Origin of the sequence: Reichenbachiella agarivorans (assembly GCF_025502585.1) — a bacterium.
Classification (GTDB): Bacteria; Bacteroidota; Bacteroidia; order Cytophagales; family Cyclobacteriaceae; genus Reichenbachiella; species Reichenbachiella agarivorans.
The window spans coordinates 2,292,537-2,310,586 of record NZ_CP106679.1; the positions used below are offsets into that span (position 1 = coordinate 2,292,537).

The following is an 18,050-nucleotide window of genomic DNA, read 5'->3' on the forward strand; positions in this document are numbered from 1 at the left end:
CCAATCTAACCTATGTAAGCCGACTCGTCTTTGACGGGTCGGCTTTTTATTTGATTTTGGCGAGGTCTCGTTTGAGCGATTCCAAATGAGCTTGGCCTTGCGCTAGTTGTTGCAGGAGTTTTTCTGATGCGACAGAATTGCGGTTCTTTTGTTTGTGAAGCTCTTTACTGAGTTTGTGATTGTCTTTTTCTTGTTGATCAATCTTCTGTTGAAGAATACGGGTGAAGTAGTTGATTTTGAAATCTACCAGGAGCACCTGGAGGTCTTTGCGCAGGGTAGCAAGCTGCTCTGCACTCAAAGCAGCATCGATCGGCGCAACGGTCAATATGCTTTGTTGCTTACTTCCATTTTCTATCACCGAAATAAACTGTATCGCTGTATTGGATTCTCCTTTTTTAGGAGGTACGGTCAGTGTGTAGTGCGTCTTGTTGTTGAATATATGAGCCTTGGTTCTGATATATTTCCACCAAGTTTTTTTGACCTCTTTGTATGGTTGGGTAAAACGGGTGCTGAATCCTTTGTAATGGGTCGTGCCAATGCTGAGCGTGCTTTCATAGACGTCTAGTGAATAATTTTGCGCTGCTACCACTGTGGTCCATAGAATAGCAAGTGTGAGAATGGATGTGATTTTCATTCGGTATTTTCGTGCCTTTTGATGGGTACGAAGGTAAGATTTTTATGTGATTTTCTGGATTCACTACATGATTCCCTTACAGAAAGCCACTTATAGGACATGCCCATTTTTACATATCATCTTTCCAAATATCTCCTACTAGATATAATTTGTATAAAGTCTCTATTATTCTAATATTGAACTATTTTTGCGACTGATTAATTTTACTGTGAAACCGCCCAGATGCTAAGAGAAACCGTAAAGTTGACGATTCGACTCAAGATTTTGATACGATTGATACATGAATAAAAATACTCCCCTAACCGTGAGGTTCAAATACGCCTTTGACAATTATATCTCCAAAGGAACAGGTAACTTGATTGGAGGTCTTGCATTGATGACCTTGTTTTTGGTGTTTACATTGGCTGTTATTCTGATCATTTCAGGTATTCACCCTGATCAATCCACCTCATTTACCATCTATGACTCTTTGTGGGAAAACATGATTCACATGTTGGATCCTGGTACTTTGGGTGGTACGGATAGTGATTGGGGGATGAGAGTGTATTTGCTGGCAGTGACGCTCATTGGGGTTGTCATCCTCTCTACACTGATCGGTTTGATCTCCAACGGTATCTTGACTAAAATCGAAGAACTAAGAAAGGGTAGGTCTTTTGTGATCGAAAATGGACACACCTTGATTTTGGGATGGTCTTCTAAAATCTTCACGATTATTTCCGAGTTGATAGAGGCCAATGAAAATATAAAGGATGGTGTTATCGTGATTTTGGCTGACAAGGACAAGGTCGAGATGGAGGACGAAATCAAAGTCAAGGTCGGCAACACCAAAACCACAAGAGTGATTTGCCGTACAGGTGATCCAATCGATATTGACGACATTCATATCGCCAATCCATTTGATTCCAAGTCTATTATTATTTTGGACAAGGATAATGAAAATTCCGATTCTCAAATCATCAAGACGATCGTAGCGATTGTCACCAATCCTAAAAGAGAAGAGCTGCGAAAAATACCTTACCACATCACTGCGGAAATCACCGATAGCAAAAACCTAGAAGTCGCCAAGATGGTGGGCAAGGATGAGGTAGAATTGATTCTTTCGGATGATTTTATCTCTCGAATCATGGTACAAACCAGTAGACAATCGGGGCTCAGTGTGGTGTACATCGAGCTGATGGATTATGATGGAGATGAGATTTATTTCACCGATGAGGGAACCGATATCCTCGTAGGCAAAACATTTAGAGATGTTATTTTTGCATACGAGACATCTGCCATTATGGGGATTCAATTTGCTGATGGTACAGTTGCCATCAATCCTCCGATGGACACGGTATTCAACCAAGGAGACAAAGTCATCGGTATCACGGCGGATGATGATACCTTGATACCGTCAGGCAGGACGGATTATGAGATTGAGACATCTCGAATAGCTAGGCCTAATGATTTGAGTCAAAAGGACGAGAGAATCTTGATCATTGGCTGGAACGACAGAGCAAAGAACATCATCAGAGAGTTGGATCATTACACACCATTTGGTTCTCATTTGACTGTGGTGTCCAAGTTTGACGATCCAGTATCTGTCATTCAAAAAATCAAGCCGAATCTAAAGAACCTCAATGTTGAGTTTGTGCGAGCAGAAACAACAGAGAGAGAGACTTTGGAATCGCTGAATATACCGAGCTATGATTACATCATGTTGCTCTGCTATGAACAAAATTTCCCAGTGCAAGAGGCGGATGCGCAAACACTGATCACCCTATTGCACATCAGAAGTATTGCAGAGCGTACAGAAAAGCACCTCAACCTAGTCTCAGAGATGATTGATATGAAAAACCGTCAATTGGCGGATATCACCAGTGCGGATGATTTTATTGTCAGTGACAAATTGATCAGTCTCATGATGACGCAGGTTTCGGAGAATAAATTCCTGATGAAGGTATTTGAGGATCTCTTTGATGCGGACGGATCTGAAATTTATATCAAACCAGCCATTGAGTATGTGACGATTGACAAGCCCGTCAACTTCTACACTGTGATGGAGTCAGCTGCCCGAATGAATCAAGTCGCTATTGGTTATCGAATCTTGGCTGATAGCAAAAATGTAGATGCACAATATGGAGTGACTGTAAACCCAGACAAATCGCAGATGATTAGTTTCACCGATCAGGATGAAATCATCGTCTTGTCAGAGGACTAATAAGATTCACGCTTTGCTTTCAGGGCAAAGCGTGTTGTTTTCTGACCAATTTTTGTGCTTTAAGAGGAATACCTACAAGGTAAACTCACAAAGACTTCAATGCCTTTCTGATTTCGGTAATGGCTCTCTTTCGATAGGTGGTTTCTTTGCTGGCCGTCGATGCAGATAGCTGATTGATGTACTGCATGATGTCCACTTGCTGATCCGAATTCATCGTATGAATTCTCTTGGCAATTTCGAGTTCTAATGCTGGTAAATTCATTTTTCTATTTGTTTTGGTGGTCTTCAAAATAAACTAGAAAAGCTCAATTTTGTTTCCTCACCATGGTTATCAATGTATTACAAAATCTTTAATCAATGTAGGATACTATCTGTTCAAAAACATCGGTGTTTTGCTTAAAATAATAATTACAGATTATCACCTATTTATCGTTTTGTTAGCTGTTTGCAGAATATAGCTCGTCACATTCTTTGCGTACTTCCCGATAGGATATATCTTTGGGATTCAAATTAAACACGATTGAATTATGGCAATGTTAGGCTTAATTTTTGTTTTGTTCGTAGGCGCTATTGTTTGTGCATTTGTGTTGCCAAATGAGAAAGTAAGCGATCACAAAAAGGACTGGGACGTTTAATCTGTCCAGTCCTTTTTTTGTCTTCCGTGACAACCACCACTCCTTGTCGGGCGTTTCTCATATCTTTTTTGAAAAAAATCTCGTTGGAGAGCTAAAGTATATAGCATGAGTATCAAGAACACCCCCTCACAAGTTCGTCTCCCTTTTTTGTTGGCCATCGCTGTAGCTGCAGGGATATTCATTGGTGCTAACGTGATCGGAGGAGGCAAAGATGAAAGCGCTGACTCTCGTAAAAGTGCCTTCAAGTTTAGAGAAATCCTCAATTACATCAATAGCAATTACGTAGATGAAGTAGATCAGAATAAACTGGTCGAAAATGCCATCACGTCCATGCTCAAAGAGCTTGATCCTCATACGGTTTATATCCCAGCGGAAGAACAAGAGTTGAGTCATGCTCAGCTACAAGGAAATTTTGAGGGGATTGGTATCGAATACAACATCTTCAGAGACACCATCTATGTGGTAGCACCGCTCAGCGGAGGGCCATCCGAAGAAGTAGGCTTGCTCACTGGTGACAAGATTATCAAAGTCAACGATGAGTTGGTGGCCGGAATAGGTATTCAAAATAGAGGAGTACTGGATCGGCTCAGAGGTCCAAAAGGATCTGTCGTGACTGTGACGGTTTTGAGGAAAAACACAAAAGACTTATTGAGTTTTGAGATTACTCGCGATCAAATCCCTCAGTTTTCGGTGGATGCAGATTACATGATCAACGAGGAAGTAGGGTATATCAAAATCAATCGTTTTACTTCCACTACATACAATGAATTTAAGGTTTCGCTGGACAAGTTGTTGGCTCAAGGGATGACCAAACTGGTACTGGATCTGACAGGAAATCCTGGGGGGTACATGGACCGAGCAATCAGAATGGCGGATGAATTTTTGCCAGGAGACCCGATGATCGTATTTACCAAAGGCAAGGAATACCGCTACAACCAAGAGCACAGAGCTGGAGAATTAGGGGCATTCGAAAAGCAGCCGTTGATTGTATTGATTGATGAGGGTAGTGCTTCGGCGTCTGAGATCGTATCAGGGGCTATCCAAGACAACGACCGTGGGTTGATCGTCGGTCGTCGGTCATTTGGCAAAGGGTTGGTTCAGATGCCGATAGAGCTGAGTGATGGCTCTGAGTTGAGACTGACGATATCGAGGTATTACACACCGAGCGGTAGATCCATTCAAAAATCTTATGAGCAAGGTACTGATGACTATTATGGCGATATATATGGCCGATTTGAGTCTGGTGAGATGTATCATGGAGACAGCATCCATGTGATTGATTCACTTAAATTCAGTACTGTCAAAGGACGAGTCGTATATGGCGGAGGGGGAATTGTCCCCGATGTGTATGTCGCCCTAGATACAGTGGGTAGTTCGTCTTACCTCAATAAACTGTTTACCTCCAATTCGATCAGAGAATATGCCCTCAAATATTCTGACGAGAACAAGGAAAAACTAACCAAGATGGGTTTTGATACTTATTTTAGCTCTTTTGATGTGACCAAACCTATGCTGAACGAGTTGATTAGCATCGCCAAGTCCAACAAGATTGCATTTGATCAAAAACAATTTGAACATTCGGAGTCTTTGATCAAGACCTATGTCAAAGCACAGATCGCGAGAGGCATATGGAACAACAATGGCTTTTACCCAATCTGGAATCAAACCAACGAAATCTACAGAGAAGCCTTAGGTATGTTCGACAAAGCCAAGGAAATCCAATCGATGTAGCTCGTCTGGTGTTTTCACCATGCTTGATCAGAGGATTGTATTATGCAATATGGATAGCAATGAATCAAGTGCTATCAATTTGAGGATAGACTTGATAGGTCAAAATTGAACATTCTGCTTGCTAGGTGTATTCAAAATTTGGGCTACCCAAAGTTAAACTCTGGAAATCCACACAATGTCTTAAGAGTTGAATAACTGCCGCCAAGTTCCCTTCACCCAATTGTATTTCAAAGTGCTAGGCAGCGCTGACCAGAAGTATTTGTTGACCTCCACGGCAAACGATGGCTGCATGTAACAGTTGATCGTGCAGCCTTGGCAGGCAGGCAACTTACCTTCTAGCTCAATCAATTGCTTGACTTCCGTTGATTGGTAGAGGTGCTTTAGTTGTCCATTGATTGGAAAGGATTTTATGCCGAGGTGATAGCAGGGTACGACTAGTTCATTGTAGGGATTGATGACGAGGGTCGTACTGGCAGCTTTGCAGACTGGATTGTCTGTTTGATTGCCTCCATCGCGACGCAGCTTAATGAAGGCTTGGTTGAGATAGATGTTTTTCTTTTTGCCCCATTGAGTGAGTTTTTTCAGCGATTGCTGGGATAAGCCACTGCCAGTCTCTACTTCGTTGTAGTCAAAGGATGGATTTAGAATCAGAACGAGATCATTGGGTAGGCAAATCTCTTGGTACAATCTTGCTATTTCTTCGATATTTTCTTCGAATACCGTCATTAGGATGTCCGGTCTTTCTCCGAGAGATTTGGCAATCTGGATAGATTCCATGACATGGTCATAGCAAGCAACTCCCCTCCAAGTATCGTGCTGAGCTCCATCTGCAGTGTCTAGGCTGAAATGCAGCATGTCCACTTTACCCTTTAATTTTTCGGCGTATTTAGGATACAAAAGAGCATTGGTGGTCAGTGTGGTGATGAAGCCCAGCTCTTTGGCATAGGCGAAGAACTGGTCAATCTCTCGATGGAGCAGTGGTTCACCTCCTGTGAAGTCGATGATTTTGACGCCTAGTTTTTTTAATTCCAGCAGGTTGGATTTGACTTGGTCTAAGGTGACGTAGGGAGAAGGTTTTTCCCAGATGTCACAGAACCCACACTTGGCATTGCATCTATAGGTGACATAGTAGTTGCACAATATAGGGTGGTGGATGATGCGCAAAATTAATTAGGATTGGCCTCAAATAGACCTGTGATATTGATAGATCCTGATCTGATTTTGTAAAAGATGATGTAGTCGCCACAGGTTGTTTCGCGCATGCTTGGAAACTCAGATTCCACCCCAGCAAAATTGTATTTGGCGATGTATTTTAGGTGAATGCGAAGCAATAGGGTAAATTTTCTACAATCCTCTTTGTCTCCCGTCTTGGCATAAATCTTCTCTAAAATGGCCTGACGAGCTTGTCGAGCGGTCACTGTCCAAATTATGCCTTTAACCATTCCTCTTCTTCAGTTTGTATTTTAAACTCCGTGACGATCAATTTTTCTTTGATGTCCATTTCACTGCGTGTCAAAGATTTTTTGTGCGCTGATGTGAGTCTGGTTGCTACTTTTTCGTCACGCAGGATGCCAGTTGTGCTGATTGAGGCTTTCATCATCATGGCCATTTCGAATTCGTCGGTAGCTTCCTCGCTGATGGTTTTGTAGGAGGTACCCACGTTTTTCATCAACTCTACGATGTAGTTGAGCTCTTCTTCGTCCCTTGGTCTGATCAGTATTGAATCCATTGCTCGCAAAATTACTTATTTTAATTAGAATCAGTAATCCCCTTTTTTGTTTCATGTATTCTTATTTTTGCCGCATGACTAGAAATTTTCTTTTCGATCAAATTCAGAAAAAACAATCGTTCTTATGTGTCGGGTTGGATACGGATATCAACAAGATTCCTTCGCATCTTTTGGATACAGAAGACCCAATTTTTGAGTTCAACAAGCAAATCATAGATGCCACACACGATTTGGCGGTGGCTTACAAACCCAATATCGCTTTTTATGAGGCTTTGGGATCAAAAGGTTGGGAATCCTTGGAGAAAACCATGGATTACATCCCGAAGGATATTTTTACCATATCGGATGCCAAACGTGGCGATATCGGAAATACCTCTTCGCTGTATGCCAGAGCTTTTTTTGAGAACATGAATTTTGATTCGGTGACGGTAGCACCTTATATGGGGTCGGACTCGGTCAAGCCTTTTTTGGCGTTTGAGGACAAATGGGTCATTCTATTAGGCGTGACTTCCAATGAGGGAGGAAAGGATTTTCAGTTTCTGGAATGCGAAGGAAAACCGCTGTATCAACATGTACTGTCCAAATCCAAAGAATGGGGCAGTGCAGACAACATGATGTACGTAGTAGGAGCCACCCGTCCAGAGTACCTGACCGATATTCGTAAAACGATTCCAGATCATTTCCTGTTGGTGCCGGGTGTAGGTGCGCAAGGTGGTGATTTGCAAGAAGTGTGTAAGTACGGGATGAACAGTCAATGTGGGCTACTCATCAATTCGACTAGAGGCATCATTTATGCTTCGAGTGGAAAAGATTTTGCCGAAAGAGCAAGAGAAGAAGCGATGAAGCTACAACTAGAAATGAAGGCTGAGTTGGAGAGGTGTAAAGTTAAAAGTTAATAAAGTCGAAAGTTCTTGAAAATGTAAAGCTTACTGAAATGAAAATCGAACGGTTTGAGGACATTATTTCTTGGCAAAAGACCAAAACTTTGACAGGCTTTATGCCTTGTCATCGGAGATATCCAAATTACTCAGCGGCCTAATCAAAACGTTATAATTTTAAGAACTTTTCACTTTCAACTTTACGAACTTTCTACTAAAAAAGTAACCCAAAATAGATATGAAATCAATACAATACCTCGAAGAGAATAAACAGAAGTTTTTGAATGAGTTGTTTGACTTGCTCAGAATCCCGTCGGTGAGTGCTGACTCTAAGTTCAAAGGAGATGTGCGCAAGGCAGCAGAGTTTCTCAAGGCCAACTTTGAGAAGATCGGAGCAGATGCCGTAGAGATTTGCGAGACAGCAGGACACCCGATCGTCTATGCAGAGAAAATCATCGATCCCTCCAAACCAACCATACTGGTCTATGGACACTACGATGTGCAGCCTGCTGATCCCTACGAACTGTGGGATTCGCCTCCATTCGAGCCAGTCTTGAAAAACGAACGCATCTATGCACGTGGTGCTTGTGATGACAAAGGGCAGATGTTTATGCATGTCAAGGCTTTTGAGGCAATGATGGCCAACAACGAACTGGCTTGTAATGTCAAGTTCATGATCGAAGGTGAGGAAGAAGTCGGATCGGACAACCTTGGATTGTTCGTCGAGCAGAATCGTGAAAAGTTGAAGTCAGATGTGATTTTGATCTCTGATACCAGCATCATCAGCAACGATCACCCATCGATCACGGTAGGTCTTCGTGGATTGAGTTATTTTCAAATTGAAGTGACTGGACCCAATCGAGATCTTCACTCAGGGGTGTATGGTGGTGCAGTGGGAAACCCGATCAACACGCTTTGCGACATGATTTCTTCACTGACAGATGACAAAGGAAGGATCACGATCCCTGGATTCTATGACAAAGTAGCTGAATTGACAGCTGCTGAGAGAACTGAACTCAACAAAGCGCCTTTTGATCTCAATGAATACAAAGAAGATTTGGGTATCAAAGAAATAAAAGGAGAGGACAGCTATACCACACTTGAGCGTGTAGGTATTCGTCCGACACTGGATGTCAATGGCATCTGGGGAGGTTACACAGGCGAAGGAGCCAAAACAGTATTGCCATCCAAAGCATACGCCAAAATATCGACGAGACTGGTGCCAGATCAAGAACACACAGAGATCACGCAGTTGGTCAAAAACCATTTGGAAAGCATCGCACCTGACTATGTTAAGGTCAAGGTGACACCACACCATGGTGGCAATCCAGCGGTTACCCCCACTGACTCCAAAGGTTATGCGGCTGCCAGTGCCGCCTACGAAAAGGCTTGGGGCAAACGCCCAATTCCGACCAGAGATGGCGGGAGTATTCCGATTGTCGCTTTGTTTTCCAATGTACTCAAGGTTGATTCTGTCTTGATGGGTATGGGATTGGACATAGATGCCATTCATTCTCCCAATGAGAGCTATGGCTTGTTCAATTATTACAAAGGCATTGAGACCATCGTTTGGTTTCATCAGTATTTTTCGAAGTGAGATTAAAGTGAATAGTTTATAAAGTTGAAAGTTCTTAAAATGAAAAGTTGCCTCTGCGGGAATGCTTCTACACTTTCAACTTTTGAACTTTCTACTTTCAACTATACACTTTCTACTTTTTAATTTTTAAACTCTTTCCCCTTGCTCAAATCCAAAATAGTCGTCAATTGTCAGCCTAGTATCGCTCCATTCTTGCACAAGGAAGTGGAGGGCAGAGGTTATAAAATATTGCAGTCAGACAAAAATGGTGTGACTGTCGAGGGTGGATGGAAAGAAGTCATCGACCTCAACTTGAATCTACGCACAGCCTCTCGGGTGCTGTGGTTGATCAAATCGTTTGAGGCGAATCATCCGGATAAGTTGTATGAGGAAGCGAAGAAAATCCCATGGCACACGATCATTCCCGCCAAGGGCTATATTTCGATCCAGTCTTTCGTGAAGAACGATTACATTTTGGACATCCGCTTTGCCAACGTCCGACTCAAAGATGCCATCGTGGATCGTATGCAGGAGGAGAATGGGGAGCGACCTGATTCAGGAAAGGAGCGAGACCGTACGGTGGTTTACCTCTATTGGTACCTCAACGAAGTGCATGTCTACATTGACACCTCTGGTGAGACGATAGCCAAGCATGGCTATAGGAAAATCCCGTTCAAAGCGCCGATGATTGAGGCTTTGGCGAGTGCCTGTTTGCTCTCTGCGGATTGGCGTGAAGACAAGGGCAGTTTCATCAACCCGATGTGTGGTAGTGGGACACTGGCGATCGAAGCTGCCATGATGGCGGCTGGTATTCCTCCCAACCTGAACCGTAGGAATTTTGGTTTCATGCACCTCAAAGACTATGACAACCAACCTTACAAAGAGGCACGCAACAACGTCACATTCAAAGACAAAATCACCGCGGACATCATCGCAACGGATTGGGATGGTGAGGCGATAGAGGCAGCCCGACAAAATGCCAAGCTAGCTGGTGTGGAGCACATGATCACCTTTGACAAAGTGCCCTTTGAGAAGACATTTGTACCGAGTGGTCCAGGTATCGTCATGCTCAATCCTGAATATGGTGAGCGTCTAGGGGAAGAGGAAGAACTCAAAACTGTTTACAGGGAGATTGGTGATTTCTTCAAGCAGGACTGCAAGGGCAAGATGGGCTATATCTTCACAGGTAACGCCAAGCTGGCCAAGTCAATTGGCCTGAGAACCAGCAGTCGCACCGAGTTTCAAAATGCCAAAATTGATTGTCGATTGCTTGCCTACGAACTTTACGATGGCAGCAAGCGCCCCGACGAAGAACGTCCTGCACCAAGAGATGTCGCAGCAAAAGAAGAGTCCAAAAGACAGGCGCCCATAGCGCAGAAGAGAAGCGAACACACCGACGAACACAGCAAGAGAGAAGACAAACCAAAAAGAGAAAGATCAAACGAAGATAGACCCAAAGACGACAAAGCAAGTGACGTGATGTCTCGATTGAGAAGGAAGTGATATGGTTTTCTGGTTTTCTGGTTTTCTGGTTTGACTTGTTTTCTGGTTTTCTGGTTTGATGATTATCCAAAGAGACAAATCCATGCGAGCCTCCAGTCTGTACAGTAAGAAAACGACTTTAATACCCAACCGCAGCAGCGTCTGGACCTGAAGAATCCGCAGCGCCGACATAGTAGCCTTCTTTGGGATCGACCGTGATGCCCATCAATCTGCCAAAGTTTTCTCTGGCTTCCACCGTGTGACCCATTTGGATCAGGATATCGCGAGTGTCTGGTGACATCAGGTCTTCTTCGTAGTAGATTTTGTCCGGCATCCATTGTTGGTGGATCTTCATCGCTTCGATGGCTTTGTCGATGCGCATGTCGTATTCCAGTACGTTGAGTACAGTTTGGAAGACGGTGTTGATGATCGTACGGCCTCCAGGGCTGCCGATCACTAAGTAGGGTTTTCCGTCTTTGGAGACAATGGTTGGGGTCATGCTAGACAGCATTCTTTTTTCGGGCTGTATCTGGTTGGGTTGAGTGCCGATCAGCCATCCAGTATCGGTATAGCCTGGTATGGGATTGAAATCCCCCATTTCGTTGTTGAACAAGAATCCTAATTTGGGTGATCCCATCTTCGAGCCATACAGATATTCTAGTGTGGTGGTGAGGGAAACTGCATTGCCGTCCTTGTCAATGACCGAAAAATGCGTGGTATTATGACCGTCATAGAGTTGACCGAACTGGGAGGAGTCACTGACCGAGGCTTTGGTCAAGTCGATGTTGTCGTAGCGCATCTGCGCAAATTCCTTAGAGGTCAGTCTGTCCAACGGCATGTCTGGATTGAAGTCTGGGTCTCCGAGATACTCGGCACGATCAGCAAAAGCCCGACGCATGGCCTCAGCGACGATGTGTACATAGGCAGCAGAGTTGAATTCGATGCTGTCGAGTCCTGCTAGTTCCATCACATTCATCATTTCGATCAGTGCCACACCGCCTGAGCTGGTAGGAGGCATGGAGTAGATGTCAAATCCTTTGTACGTGCCTTTGATGGGTGCTCGTTCTACTGCTTCGTATTTTTCTAGGTCTTTCATCGTGATGATGCCGCCGTTTTCTTTCATGTAGCGGGCGATTTCTTTGGCAACTGCTCCTTTGTAGAAGCCATCTTGGCCTTTGTCACGGATGGCCGTGAGGGTCTTTGCCAGCGCAGGTTGTTTCCAGAGCTCTCCCCATGCTACGATCTCACCAGATTCGTTTTTGTAGAGGGATGGCATGATGTGGTCTGTTTTTTCCTCGGCATACATCTCTACGGCATGGTTGTGCAAGTTCCATGACAGAGGATATCCCTTCTCGGCTAGGTCGATGGCAGGTTGGACCAAGGATGCCCAAGGTAGCTTGCCATATTTTTGATGCGCCATGTAAAGTCCTGCAACTGATCCTGGTACGCCAGCAGATAGTAGTCCGTTGTGATTGGAGCCTTTGATCAAGTCTCCATTTTCGTCTAAGAACATCTTGCTGTGAGCAGCTAGCGGTGCTTTTTCTCTGAAGTCAATGGTGGTCGTGGCATTCTTTTGAGCATCCATATAGACCAGGAATCCACCCCCTCCGATATTGCCAGCCAGTGGATAAACGACTGCTAGCGCAAAGGCCGTCGCAACACTGGCGTCTATGGCATTGCCGCCTTTTTGTAGAATGTCAACGCCCACTTGAGAGGCAGTCGCATGCGCGGAAACAACCATTCCATTTTTGGCATAGGTCTGTGAGTATGCGACATGAGCAGACAGGAAAAGGAGGAAGGCAGAGACGAGTATCTTTTGCATGAGATTAAGATATTCAATTGTTCTTTTATTCAATAAGCAATTCCTCTTCTTTTGATCAATCCTGTGATTAAGCTCCTTAGAATAGTACAGATGGCATAAATGTAGGTGGTAGACGATACTAGTGGTGTGGATTTACAGTCTCCATCAGTATCCACTACCTAAAAAAATAAAATCACTACTTAGTAAAATATTAGCGCACTAAAAAGGTGGATTAGAACCTGAAATCAAGCATTTTTAGACCAAGTTAGGTGTACTGTGTACTTTGCAGGGATGTTGTGAGTCATTGTGACCACTCACGAATACCAATCTTGTATATGTTTTTGTGCGGGAAAATTTTCCTATATTTGTTTTGTTGTTCCGTACTAGAATTAACTAACAAAGGAAAATTGCCTCATGCGTAGTGATATTGATAAATTATTAGCCGATATATTCAGTAGCGAAGACTCGCCTTCCTTAAGGGAGCTATTCGAACAAAGAATTATTCAACTTAATATAACCAAATCCCAAGCATACGATGCTTTGGAAATGGATAAAAAATCTGTTGAGCCTATATTGGACAATGAAGCTAAACAGGTTGACACAATTAAACTTCTGAAGATCGGTGAATTTTTAAATCTTGATGTTGAAAAAACAATTCAACTTTATTTAAATCAAAATACAGCTGAGAAAACTAAGGAGCTAAATAGGACTAGAAAAGCAAAATTTATTTTTGAGAATTTTGACTTAACTGGCCTTAAAAAGCTCGGGTTTATTAATGATATAAAGAATTTGGCTGAAATCGAAAATCGAATTGTTTCTTTCTTTGGACTCAAAAATATCTTCGAGTACAGAGATGAAATCTTAACTAGAGTTGCATTCAGTAAATCAAAAATATCTGCCAGCGACAAACTAAGAGCATTTTGGATTCGAACAGCGTATGCACAATTTGAAACTATCAACAACCCAAATGAGTTCGATCGGGATCGTTTAAAGCAATTGATCAGTCGAATAAAACCCTATTCTCGGAATGAGAAGGATGGCTTCTTTACAGTATGTAAAGCCTTATATCATGCAGGAGTAACGGTCATATTTCAAAGACACATTCCTCAAACTCAAGTACGAGGAGCAACATTCGTGGTGAACAACAAGCCATGTATTATTATAACGGACCTATTCAAACGATATGGAACAATCTGGTTTTCACTGATGCATGAATTGTTTCATTCTCTATACCATTTAAATGATATTAAAACTAGATCCTTTCATTTAACTGGTGAAGCAGACTTGTGGCTTGATAACGAAGAAGAGGCTGATGATTTTGCTAGAAGGTATTTTCTGCCAGATGAACGATATAAATTTATTGTCCCATCGATTTCGAATCATTTTGTCGTTCAGAAATATGCTAAGGAATGGGACATCCATCCGTGTTTGATTTACAATTTCTATTGCTATGACAATCCTGCCTATTGGCCTGGATACAATAAATACGATCCTGGACTGGTTGAATCAGTTCAGAAGATTAATGCGATCCCTTTTGATAAAGAGACTGTAGATGAAATTGTACTGGAGATCAAAAATAATTTAGAACTGGTTTGATTATGAACGAAGAAAATAACGACAAGGAACAGGAAAAAAAGACCGAAGAGCAAAAGAAGCTAGAAAAGGAAAAGAGGCGTAGAGAAATTGAAGAAATTCTCTCAGAAGCTAACACTAAAACTGGGGAACAACTGGTTCTGGATGAACTAGGTGTGGTTAAATCCCAAGATGAGCTAAAGAAATTTGCTCTAGGTAGTATATCTGACGATCCAGAAGAGAAGTACAATGTTTACTATAAAGGGATTGAAAAACTTTTAAAGAAATTCTTACCAGAAGGTGAGAAGTACAAATCGGCAAGAGAAGTCATTCGAGAAGAAAAGAAAATCTTCTTAACTCGTGGCAAGAAGCTTAATGAAAAAGGAATTCGTGGTGCAGATAGCCGAATGGCTTACATACAAGACATGGAAGAGATCATGAATCTTATAACAAAATGGGCATTTGAAAGTAGGAATTATTTTGAACTGTATAGCCTTCTTCGAGATAAGAACGAAGAACTTGGATATCATAATGATTAGTGAAATACAACAAACACTAAAATGAATATGCGAACAGAGCCCTCTGAAGTGACGGTGTGACGAGAGTGTTGAGAAACATCAGTGCTACTAGCAACTGGAGCGCATACTCATTTTAGTTAGACGTTGACAATTGCTTTTAGTCGCAATGCAATTGTACATGAGCGGAAGTCGGATTACAAATAGCGGGTTCGACTTTACAAAAGTCGAACAGGGGGTGGAGACTGTCCAAAAGACCAGTTCAACTCTTTGAGAAATGATGCAGAATAATATTTTGTACTGATTGATTTTTATAATTCCTGCAAAATATTATTTCGTCCTGGGAAACTTTTGTGCGTCCCGGGAGACTTTGACCCCTCCCCGGGAGACTTTGAGGGTGTCCCGGGAGACTTGTGACCCGTCCCGGGAGACATTGAGGGCGTCCCGGGAGACTTTGGGCCTTCCCCGGGCGTCGGGAGGAGTACAAATAAATATCTCAAGGGAATGTCCCAGCAATGTTGCATAAGTATCCTGCACTGGATAATTTGCAGAAAAAGTCTGCAGTGAAAAGAACACTTATTATTCTTCCAGTATTATTAGCCCTCATTGGTTCGGGGATCTACTTTTACTTCCATTGGCAGTATGCCAGTTTGAGCAAGTGGTCTTTTGTGCCTTCCAGTTCCATCATGGTTTTTCAGCCGACCAACTGGCCCAAACTCCTCTCTAGTGACGAGGAACGCAAGATTTTGGTCAACCTGAAGAGCCTGCCAGAGCTCAATGAGATCGCTGCATCCTTGGACTCTTTGGATTCACTGATCGAGGGAGGCTTCAACATCGAGAAGATCATCGAACCCAACGACCTGCTGATCTCTGTCCATCAGGGAGCCAATGCCTCACTCGCCAATCTCTACATCTTAGAAGTATCGGGGCTCAAACAGCACGACTTCCTCGCCAAAGGGGTAAAATATTTGACGGAAGTAGAAGGATTCAAAGCAAGCACAAGACTCTACGAAGGATACACCATATCAGAATACAAAAAGGGTGATGTGCAGCTGGCTTACATCTTCTACAGGAACTATTTGATTTTGAGTTTTTCTCCTTTCCTAGTGGACGATGCGATCCGAACACTAGTCAATGACAAGGAGAATCCCTACACGAAAAATATTGCCTTAGAATCGACTAGCCAGCAGGTCGTCACTGGCGAAGGTCGTCTCTATATCAACATGAAGGAACTCAACCGTCTGGTGCAGCATTTTGTGAATCCGACGGATATTGATGGCAGCAATCTTAAGTGGCTCACGGATCTCATGTATTTGGATTTGAATGTCAGCGATGAGGACATAGACTTTGCGGGGTTCTCCTACTTGGATACTGCCAATATCAACTACCTGTCTTCATTCATAGGAGTGAAAGGGACAGGATTTGAGATGAAAAATGTGGTACCTGATCATTCGTCATTGGTGATTCATATGTCATTTGAAGACGTGACGCAGTGGCACAATGGTTTGAAGAATTTTTGGCGCAAGCACAAACCGTCACAACTGACTAGGATAGGTGAGATAGAAAATAAGTATGGTTTTGATGTCAAAAAGTTCTATGATTTTGTCGGGGATGAAATCGGTCTCTTTGTCCTGGAGTCCAAAAGGAACCTGGATAGAGAAAAGATCTTTTGTATCCGTCACAAAGATCAGATCAGAGCAGAAAACTATCTAGAAGAACTGGCAAAGGGTTCCAATCCGGATACGGCTTTTTATCACCAGACCTATGCCAACCGTGTCATCGGAGAGATCTTGCTGGATGAGCTGCCGGGTAGGTTGTTTGGTGATCCCTTTTCGGGTTTCCCGACGAGCTACTATTATGTCAGTAGGGACTTTATATTCATAGGCAATACCCAGCATGCGCTGGAGGTATTGATAGATGACATAGACATGGAAAACACCTGGCGCAAATCTGTGAGGACCAATTCATTTCTAGAGTCAACCAACGATGACGCCAACCTCTCGGTCTATATCAAGTCGTCGGGGATGTGGGGACTGATGGCCAATACGCTCAATGACAAATGGGGTCAGTACATCGAAGACAACAAGTCTGTGCTGAAACAAATCGAATACGGTGTGATGCAATTCACAGGTGTGGACAACAAGTTCTACACCAATGTAGCCATTCAGCACCCAGGTCATTTGATCGAGAGTCAAAAACCTCAAGAGTATGAGCTGATGGCATTGATCGGATTTGATAAACCCTTGATATCAAAACCTTTCGCCGTGCGTAACCACAACGACAAGACCTTGGAATTCATGATTCAGGATTCGACTTTTCATCTGAGTCTGATCTCAGTGGCCAATCAGGTGGTGTTGGATATTCCTCTGACAGAGCAAATCACGAGTCCCATCTATCAAGTGGACTACTACAAGAATGGCAAATTGCAATACTTGTTCTCCACCTCGCATGAGGTACATATCATAGACCGTACGGGAACATACATCCCAGACTACCCTCAGAAAATCAAGACGAGTGAAAAGATAGAATTCCTGTCGCTGATAGACTATGACAACTCCAAGAACTACCGCATCATGGTGGCTACCCAAAAGGGTTATTATTACCTGACGGATAAGGCTGGTAAGATATTGGAGGGTTGGGATCCTGTCAAACTGAAAGGGGAACCTGTGATGGCGGGTCGTCACCTGCGTGTACAGACTTTGGACTACATGATTTTCTTGCAAAATGACGGATTGGCATACGGACTGAATAGAACAGGCACGCCCAAGGATGGTTTTCCATTGGATTTGAAGTCGCCGATATCTAGCCCACTACATATCCAAAAAGGTGCGAGTCCCAAAACGACTGAATTGGCAGCTATGACCAACAACGGCGAACTGATCGTGTTCAATCTACTAGGTGATGTGATCAGAAAAGGGCAGTTGCGCAAAGAAGATCCTACCGAGAATTACCAACTAGTCAGCTCCAACGACGGGGACAATTTCGTAGTGGTGAGGAACAAAAAGGGCAGTATCGAATTTTATGGTGAGGATTTGGAGTTGTTGTTTAGCATCAATTCGCCCGGAGAGCAACTCATGTATCAGTACTATGCATTTGGCGAGGACAACCGTATCGTCATCGTGATCGATCCGACCAAGAAGGAAGCGCTGATCTATCACCTGGATGGCAGGTTGCTCAATAGCAGACCTATCAAGACGGGAGAGAAAATGGCGGTGATGTACCACGAGAGCAACGGACAGTACGAGTTGTTTGTGAGTGCTATAGATACCTACAAGCGACTCAAACTAAAACGATAAG

Annotated in this window: 14 protein-coding genes; 8 read left to right on the top strand and 6 right to left on the bottom strand. The window is 43.1% G+C overall.

Going from position 1 to position 18,050, the window contains the following annotated elements:
• Nucleotides 1-46 precede the first annotated feature (46 nt).
• Complete coding sequence (locus tag N6H18_RS09515) at nucleotides 47-634, bottom strand: hypothetical protein (protein WP_262308038.1); 588 nt, start codon at nucleotides 632-634, stop codon at nucleotides 47-49.
• 280 nt (nucleotides 635-914) lie between these two features.
• Between N6H18_RS09515 and N6H18_RS09520 the strand changes: the two genes are divergently transcribed.
• Nucleotides 915-2,834 (top strand): CASTOR/POLLUX-related putative ion channel, encoded by a 1,920-nt coding sequence (locus tag N6H18_RS09520; RefSeq protein ID WP_262308039.1) that lies wholly within the window; start codon nucleotides 915-917, stop codon nucleotides 2,832-2,834.
• 85 nt (nucleotides 2,835-2,919) lie between these two features.
• On the opposite strand, the gene N6H18_RS09525 is transcribed toward N6H18_RS09520, so the two are convergent.
• Nucleotides 2,920-3,096, bottom strand: a complete 177-nt coding sequence (locus N6H18_RS09525; RefSeq protein ID WP_262308040.1) for a DinI family protein — start codon at nucleotides 3,094-3,096, stop codon at nucleotides 2,920-2,922.
• A 478-nt stretch (nucleotides 3,097-3,574) separates the two neighbouring features.
• Between N6H18_RS09525 and N6H18_RS09530 the strand changes: the two genes are divergently transcribed.
• Nucleotides 3,575-5,200 carry a S41 family peptidase gene (locus N6H18_RS09530; protein ID WP_262308041.1) on the top strand — a complete coding sequence of 542 codons (1,626 nt, stop codon included), beginning with the start codon at nucleotides 3,575-3,577 and terminating at the stop codon, nucleotides 5,198-5,200.
• A 180-nt stretch (nucleotides 5,201-5,380) separates the two neighbouring features.
• Here N6H18_RS09530 and N6H18_RS09535 read toward each other — a convergent pair whose 3' ends face one another.
• Genes N6H18_RS09535 through N6H18_RS09545 form a run of 3 tightly spaced genes read right to left on the bottom strand, consistent with a single transcriptional unit; the run spans nucleotide 5,381 to nucleotide 6,929 of the window.
• The gene (locus tag N6H18_RS09535; RefSeq protein WP_262308042.1) at nucleotides 5,381-6,364 is read right to left on the bottom strand and encodes a radical SAM protein; all 984 of its coding nucleotides are present in this window, start codon (nucleotides 6,362-6,364) and stop codon (nucleotides 5,381-5,383) included.
• A gap of 2 nt (nucleotides 6,365-6,366) precedes the next feature.
• Complete coding sequence (locus tag N6H18_RS09540) at nucleotides 6,367-6,642, bottom strand: hypothetical protein (RefSeq protein WP_262308043.1); 276 nt, start codon at nucleotides 6,640-6,642, stop codon at nucleotides 6,367-6,369.
• Nucleotides 6,627-6,929: a hypothetical protein gene (locus N6H18_RS09545; RefSeq protein ID WP_262308044.1), complete on the bottom strand. Its 303-nt coding sequence runs from the start codon at nucleotides 6,927-6,929 to the stop codon at nucleotides 6,627-6,629. The genes N6H18_RS09540 and N6H18_RS09545 overlap by 16 nt, the downstream gene beginning before the upstream one ends.
• Nucleotides 6,930-7,003: 74 nt before the next feature.
• On the opposite strand from N6H18_RS09545, the gene pyrF reads away from it, so the two are divergent.
• The 3 genes from pyrF (at nucleotide 7,004) to N6H18_RS09560 (ending at nucleotide 10,886) form a co-directional block, all read left to right on the top strand.
• Nucleotides 7,004-7,825 carry an orotidine-5'-phosphate decarboxylase gene (gene pyrF, locus N6H18_RS09550; RefSeq protein ID WP_262308045.1) on the top strand — a complete coding sequence of 274 codons (822 nt, stop codon included), beginning with the start codon at nucleotides 7,004-7,006 and terminating at the stop codon, nucleotides 7,823-7,825.
• A gap of 220 nt (nucleotides 7,826-8,045) precedes the next feature.
• The gene (locus tag N6H18_RS09555) at nucleotides 8,046-9,404 is read left to right on the top strand and encodes a dipeptidase (RefSeq protein WP_262308046.1); all 1,359 of its coding nucleotides are present in this window, start codon (nucleotides 8,046-8,048) and stop codon (nucleotides 9,402-9,404) included.
• 141 nt (nucleotides 9,405-9,545) lie between these two features.
• Nucleotides 9,546-10,886: a THUMP domain-containing class I SAM-dependent RNA methyltransferase gene (locus tag N6H18_RS09560; RefSeq protein ID WP_262308047.1), complete on the top strand. Its 1,341-nt coding sequence runs from the start codon at nucleotides 9,546-9,548 to the stop codon at nucleotides 10,884-10,886.
• A gap of 118 nt (nucleotides 10,887-11,004) precedes the next feature.
• Here N6H18_RS09560 and ggt read toward each other — a convergent pair whose 3' ends face one another.
• A complete protein-coding gene (gene ggt, locus N6H18_RS09565; protein WP_262308048.1) occupies nucleotides 11,005-12,687 on the bottom strand; it encodes a gamma-glutamyltransferase in 1,683 nt (560 codons plus the stop codon).
• Nucleotides 12,688-13,080: 393 nt separating this feature from the next.
• On the opposite strand from ggt, the gene N6H18_RS09570 reads away from it, so the two are divergent.
• The 3 genes from N6H18_RS09570 to N6H18_RS09580 all read left to right on the top strand — a co-directional run bounded on the left by N6H18_RS09570 (nucleotide 13,081) and on the right by N6H18_RS09580 (nucleotide 18,049).
• On the top strand, nucleotides 13,081-14,262 hold the full coding sequence (locus N6H18_RS09570) for an ImmA/IrrE family metallo-endopeptidase (protein WP_262308049.1): 1,182 nt from the start codon (nucleotides 13,081-13,083) through the stop codon (nucleotides 14,260-14,262).
• A 2-nt stretch (nucleotides 14,263-14,264) separates the two neighbouring features.
• Complete coding sequence (locus N6H18_RS09575; RefSeq protein ID WP_262308050.1) at nucleotides 14,265-14,777, top strand: hypothetical protein; 513 nt, start codon at nucleotides 14,265-14,267, stop codon at nucleotides 14,775-14,777.
• Between the two features lie 539 nt (nucleotides 14,778-15,316).
• Nucleotides 15,317-18,049 (top strand): hypothetical protein, encoded by a 2,733-nt coding sequence (locus N6H18_RS09580; protein ID WP_262308051.1) that lies wholly within the window; start codon nucleotides 15,317-15,319, stop codon nucleotides 18,047-18,049.
• Nucleotide 18,050 lies beyond the last annotated feature (1 nt).

Bases quoted from the DNA above. Each gene is read 5' to 3' on its own strand.
- N6H18_RS09515 (WP_262308038.1), bottom strand. From the start codon at position 634: ATGAAAATCACATCCATTCTCACACTTGCTATTCTATGGACCACAGTG.
- N6H18_RS09520 (WP_262308039.1), top strand. From the start codon at position 915: ATGAATAAAAATACTCCCCTAACCGTGAGGTTCAAATACGCCTTTGAC.
- N6H18_RS09525 (WP_262308040.1), bottom strand. From the start codon at position 3,096: ATGAATTTACCAGCATTAGAACTCGAAATTGCCAAGAGAATTCATACG.
- N6H18_RS09530 (WP_262308041.1), top strand. From the start codon at position 3,575: ATGAGTATCAAGAACACCCCCTCACAAGTTCGTCTCCCTTTTTTGTTG.
- N6H18_RS09540 (WP_262308043.1), bottom strand. From the start codon at position 6,642: ATGGTTAAAGGCATAATTTGGACAGTGACCGCTCGACAAGCTCGTCAG.
- N6H18_RS09545 (WP_262308044.1), bottom strand. From the start codon at position 6,929: ATGGATTCAATACTGATCAGACCAAGGGACGAAGAAGAGCTCAACTAC.
- pyrF (WP_262308045.1), top strand. From the start codon at position 7,004: ATGACTAGAAATTTTCTTTTCGATCAAATTCAGAAAAAACAATCGTTC.
- N6H18_RS09555 (WP_262308046.1), top strand. From the start codon at position 8,046: ATGAAATCAATACAATACCTCGAAGAGAATAAACAGAAGTTTTTGAAT.
- ggt (WP_262308048.1), bottom strand. From the start codon at position 12,687: ATGCAAAAGATACTCGTCTCTGCCTTCCTCCTTTTCCTGTCTGCTCAT.
- N6H18_RS09570 (WP_262308049.1), top strand. From the start codon at position 13,081: ATGCGTAGTGATATTGATAAATTATTAGCCGATATATTCAGTAGCGAA.
- N6H18_RS09575 (WP_262308050.1), top strand. From the start codon at position 14,265: ATGAACGAAGAAAATAACGACAAGGAACAGGAAAAAAAGACCGAAGAG.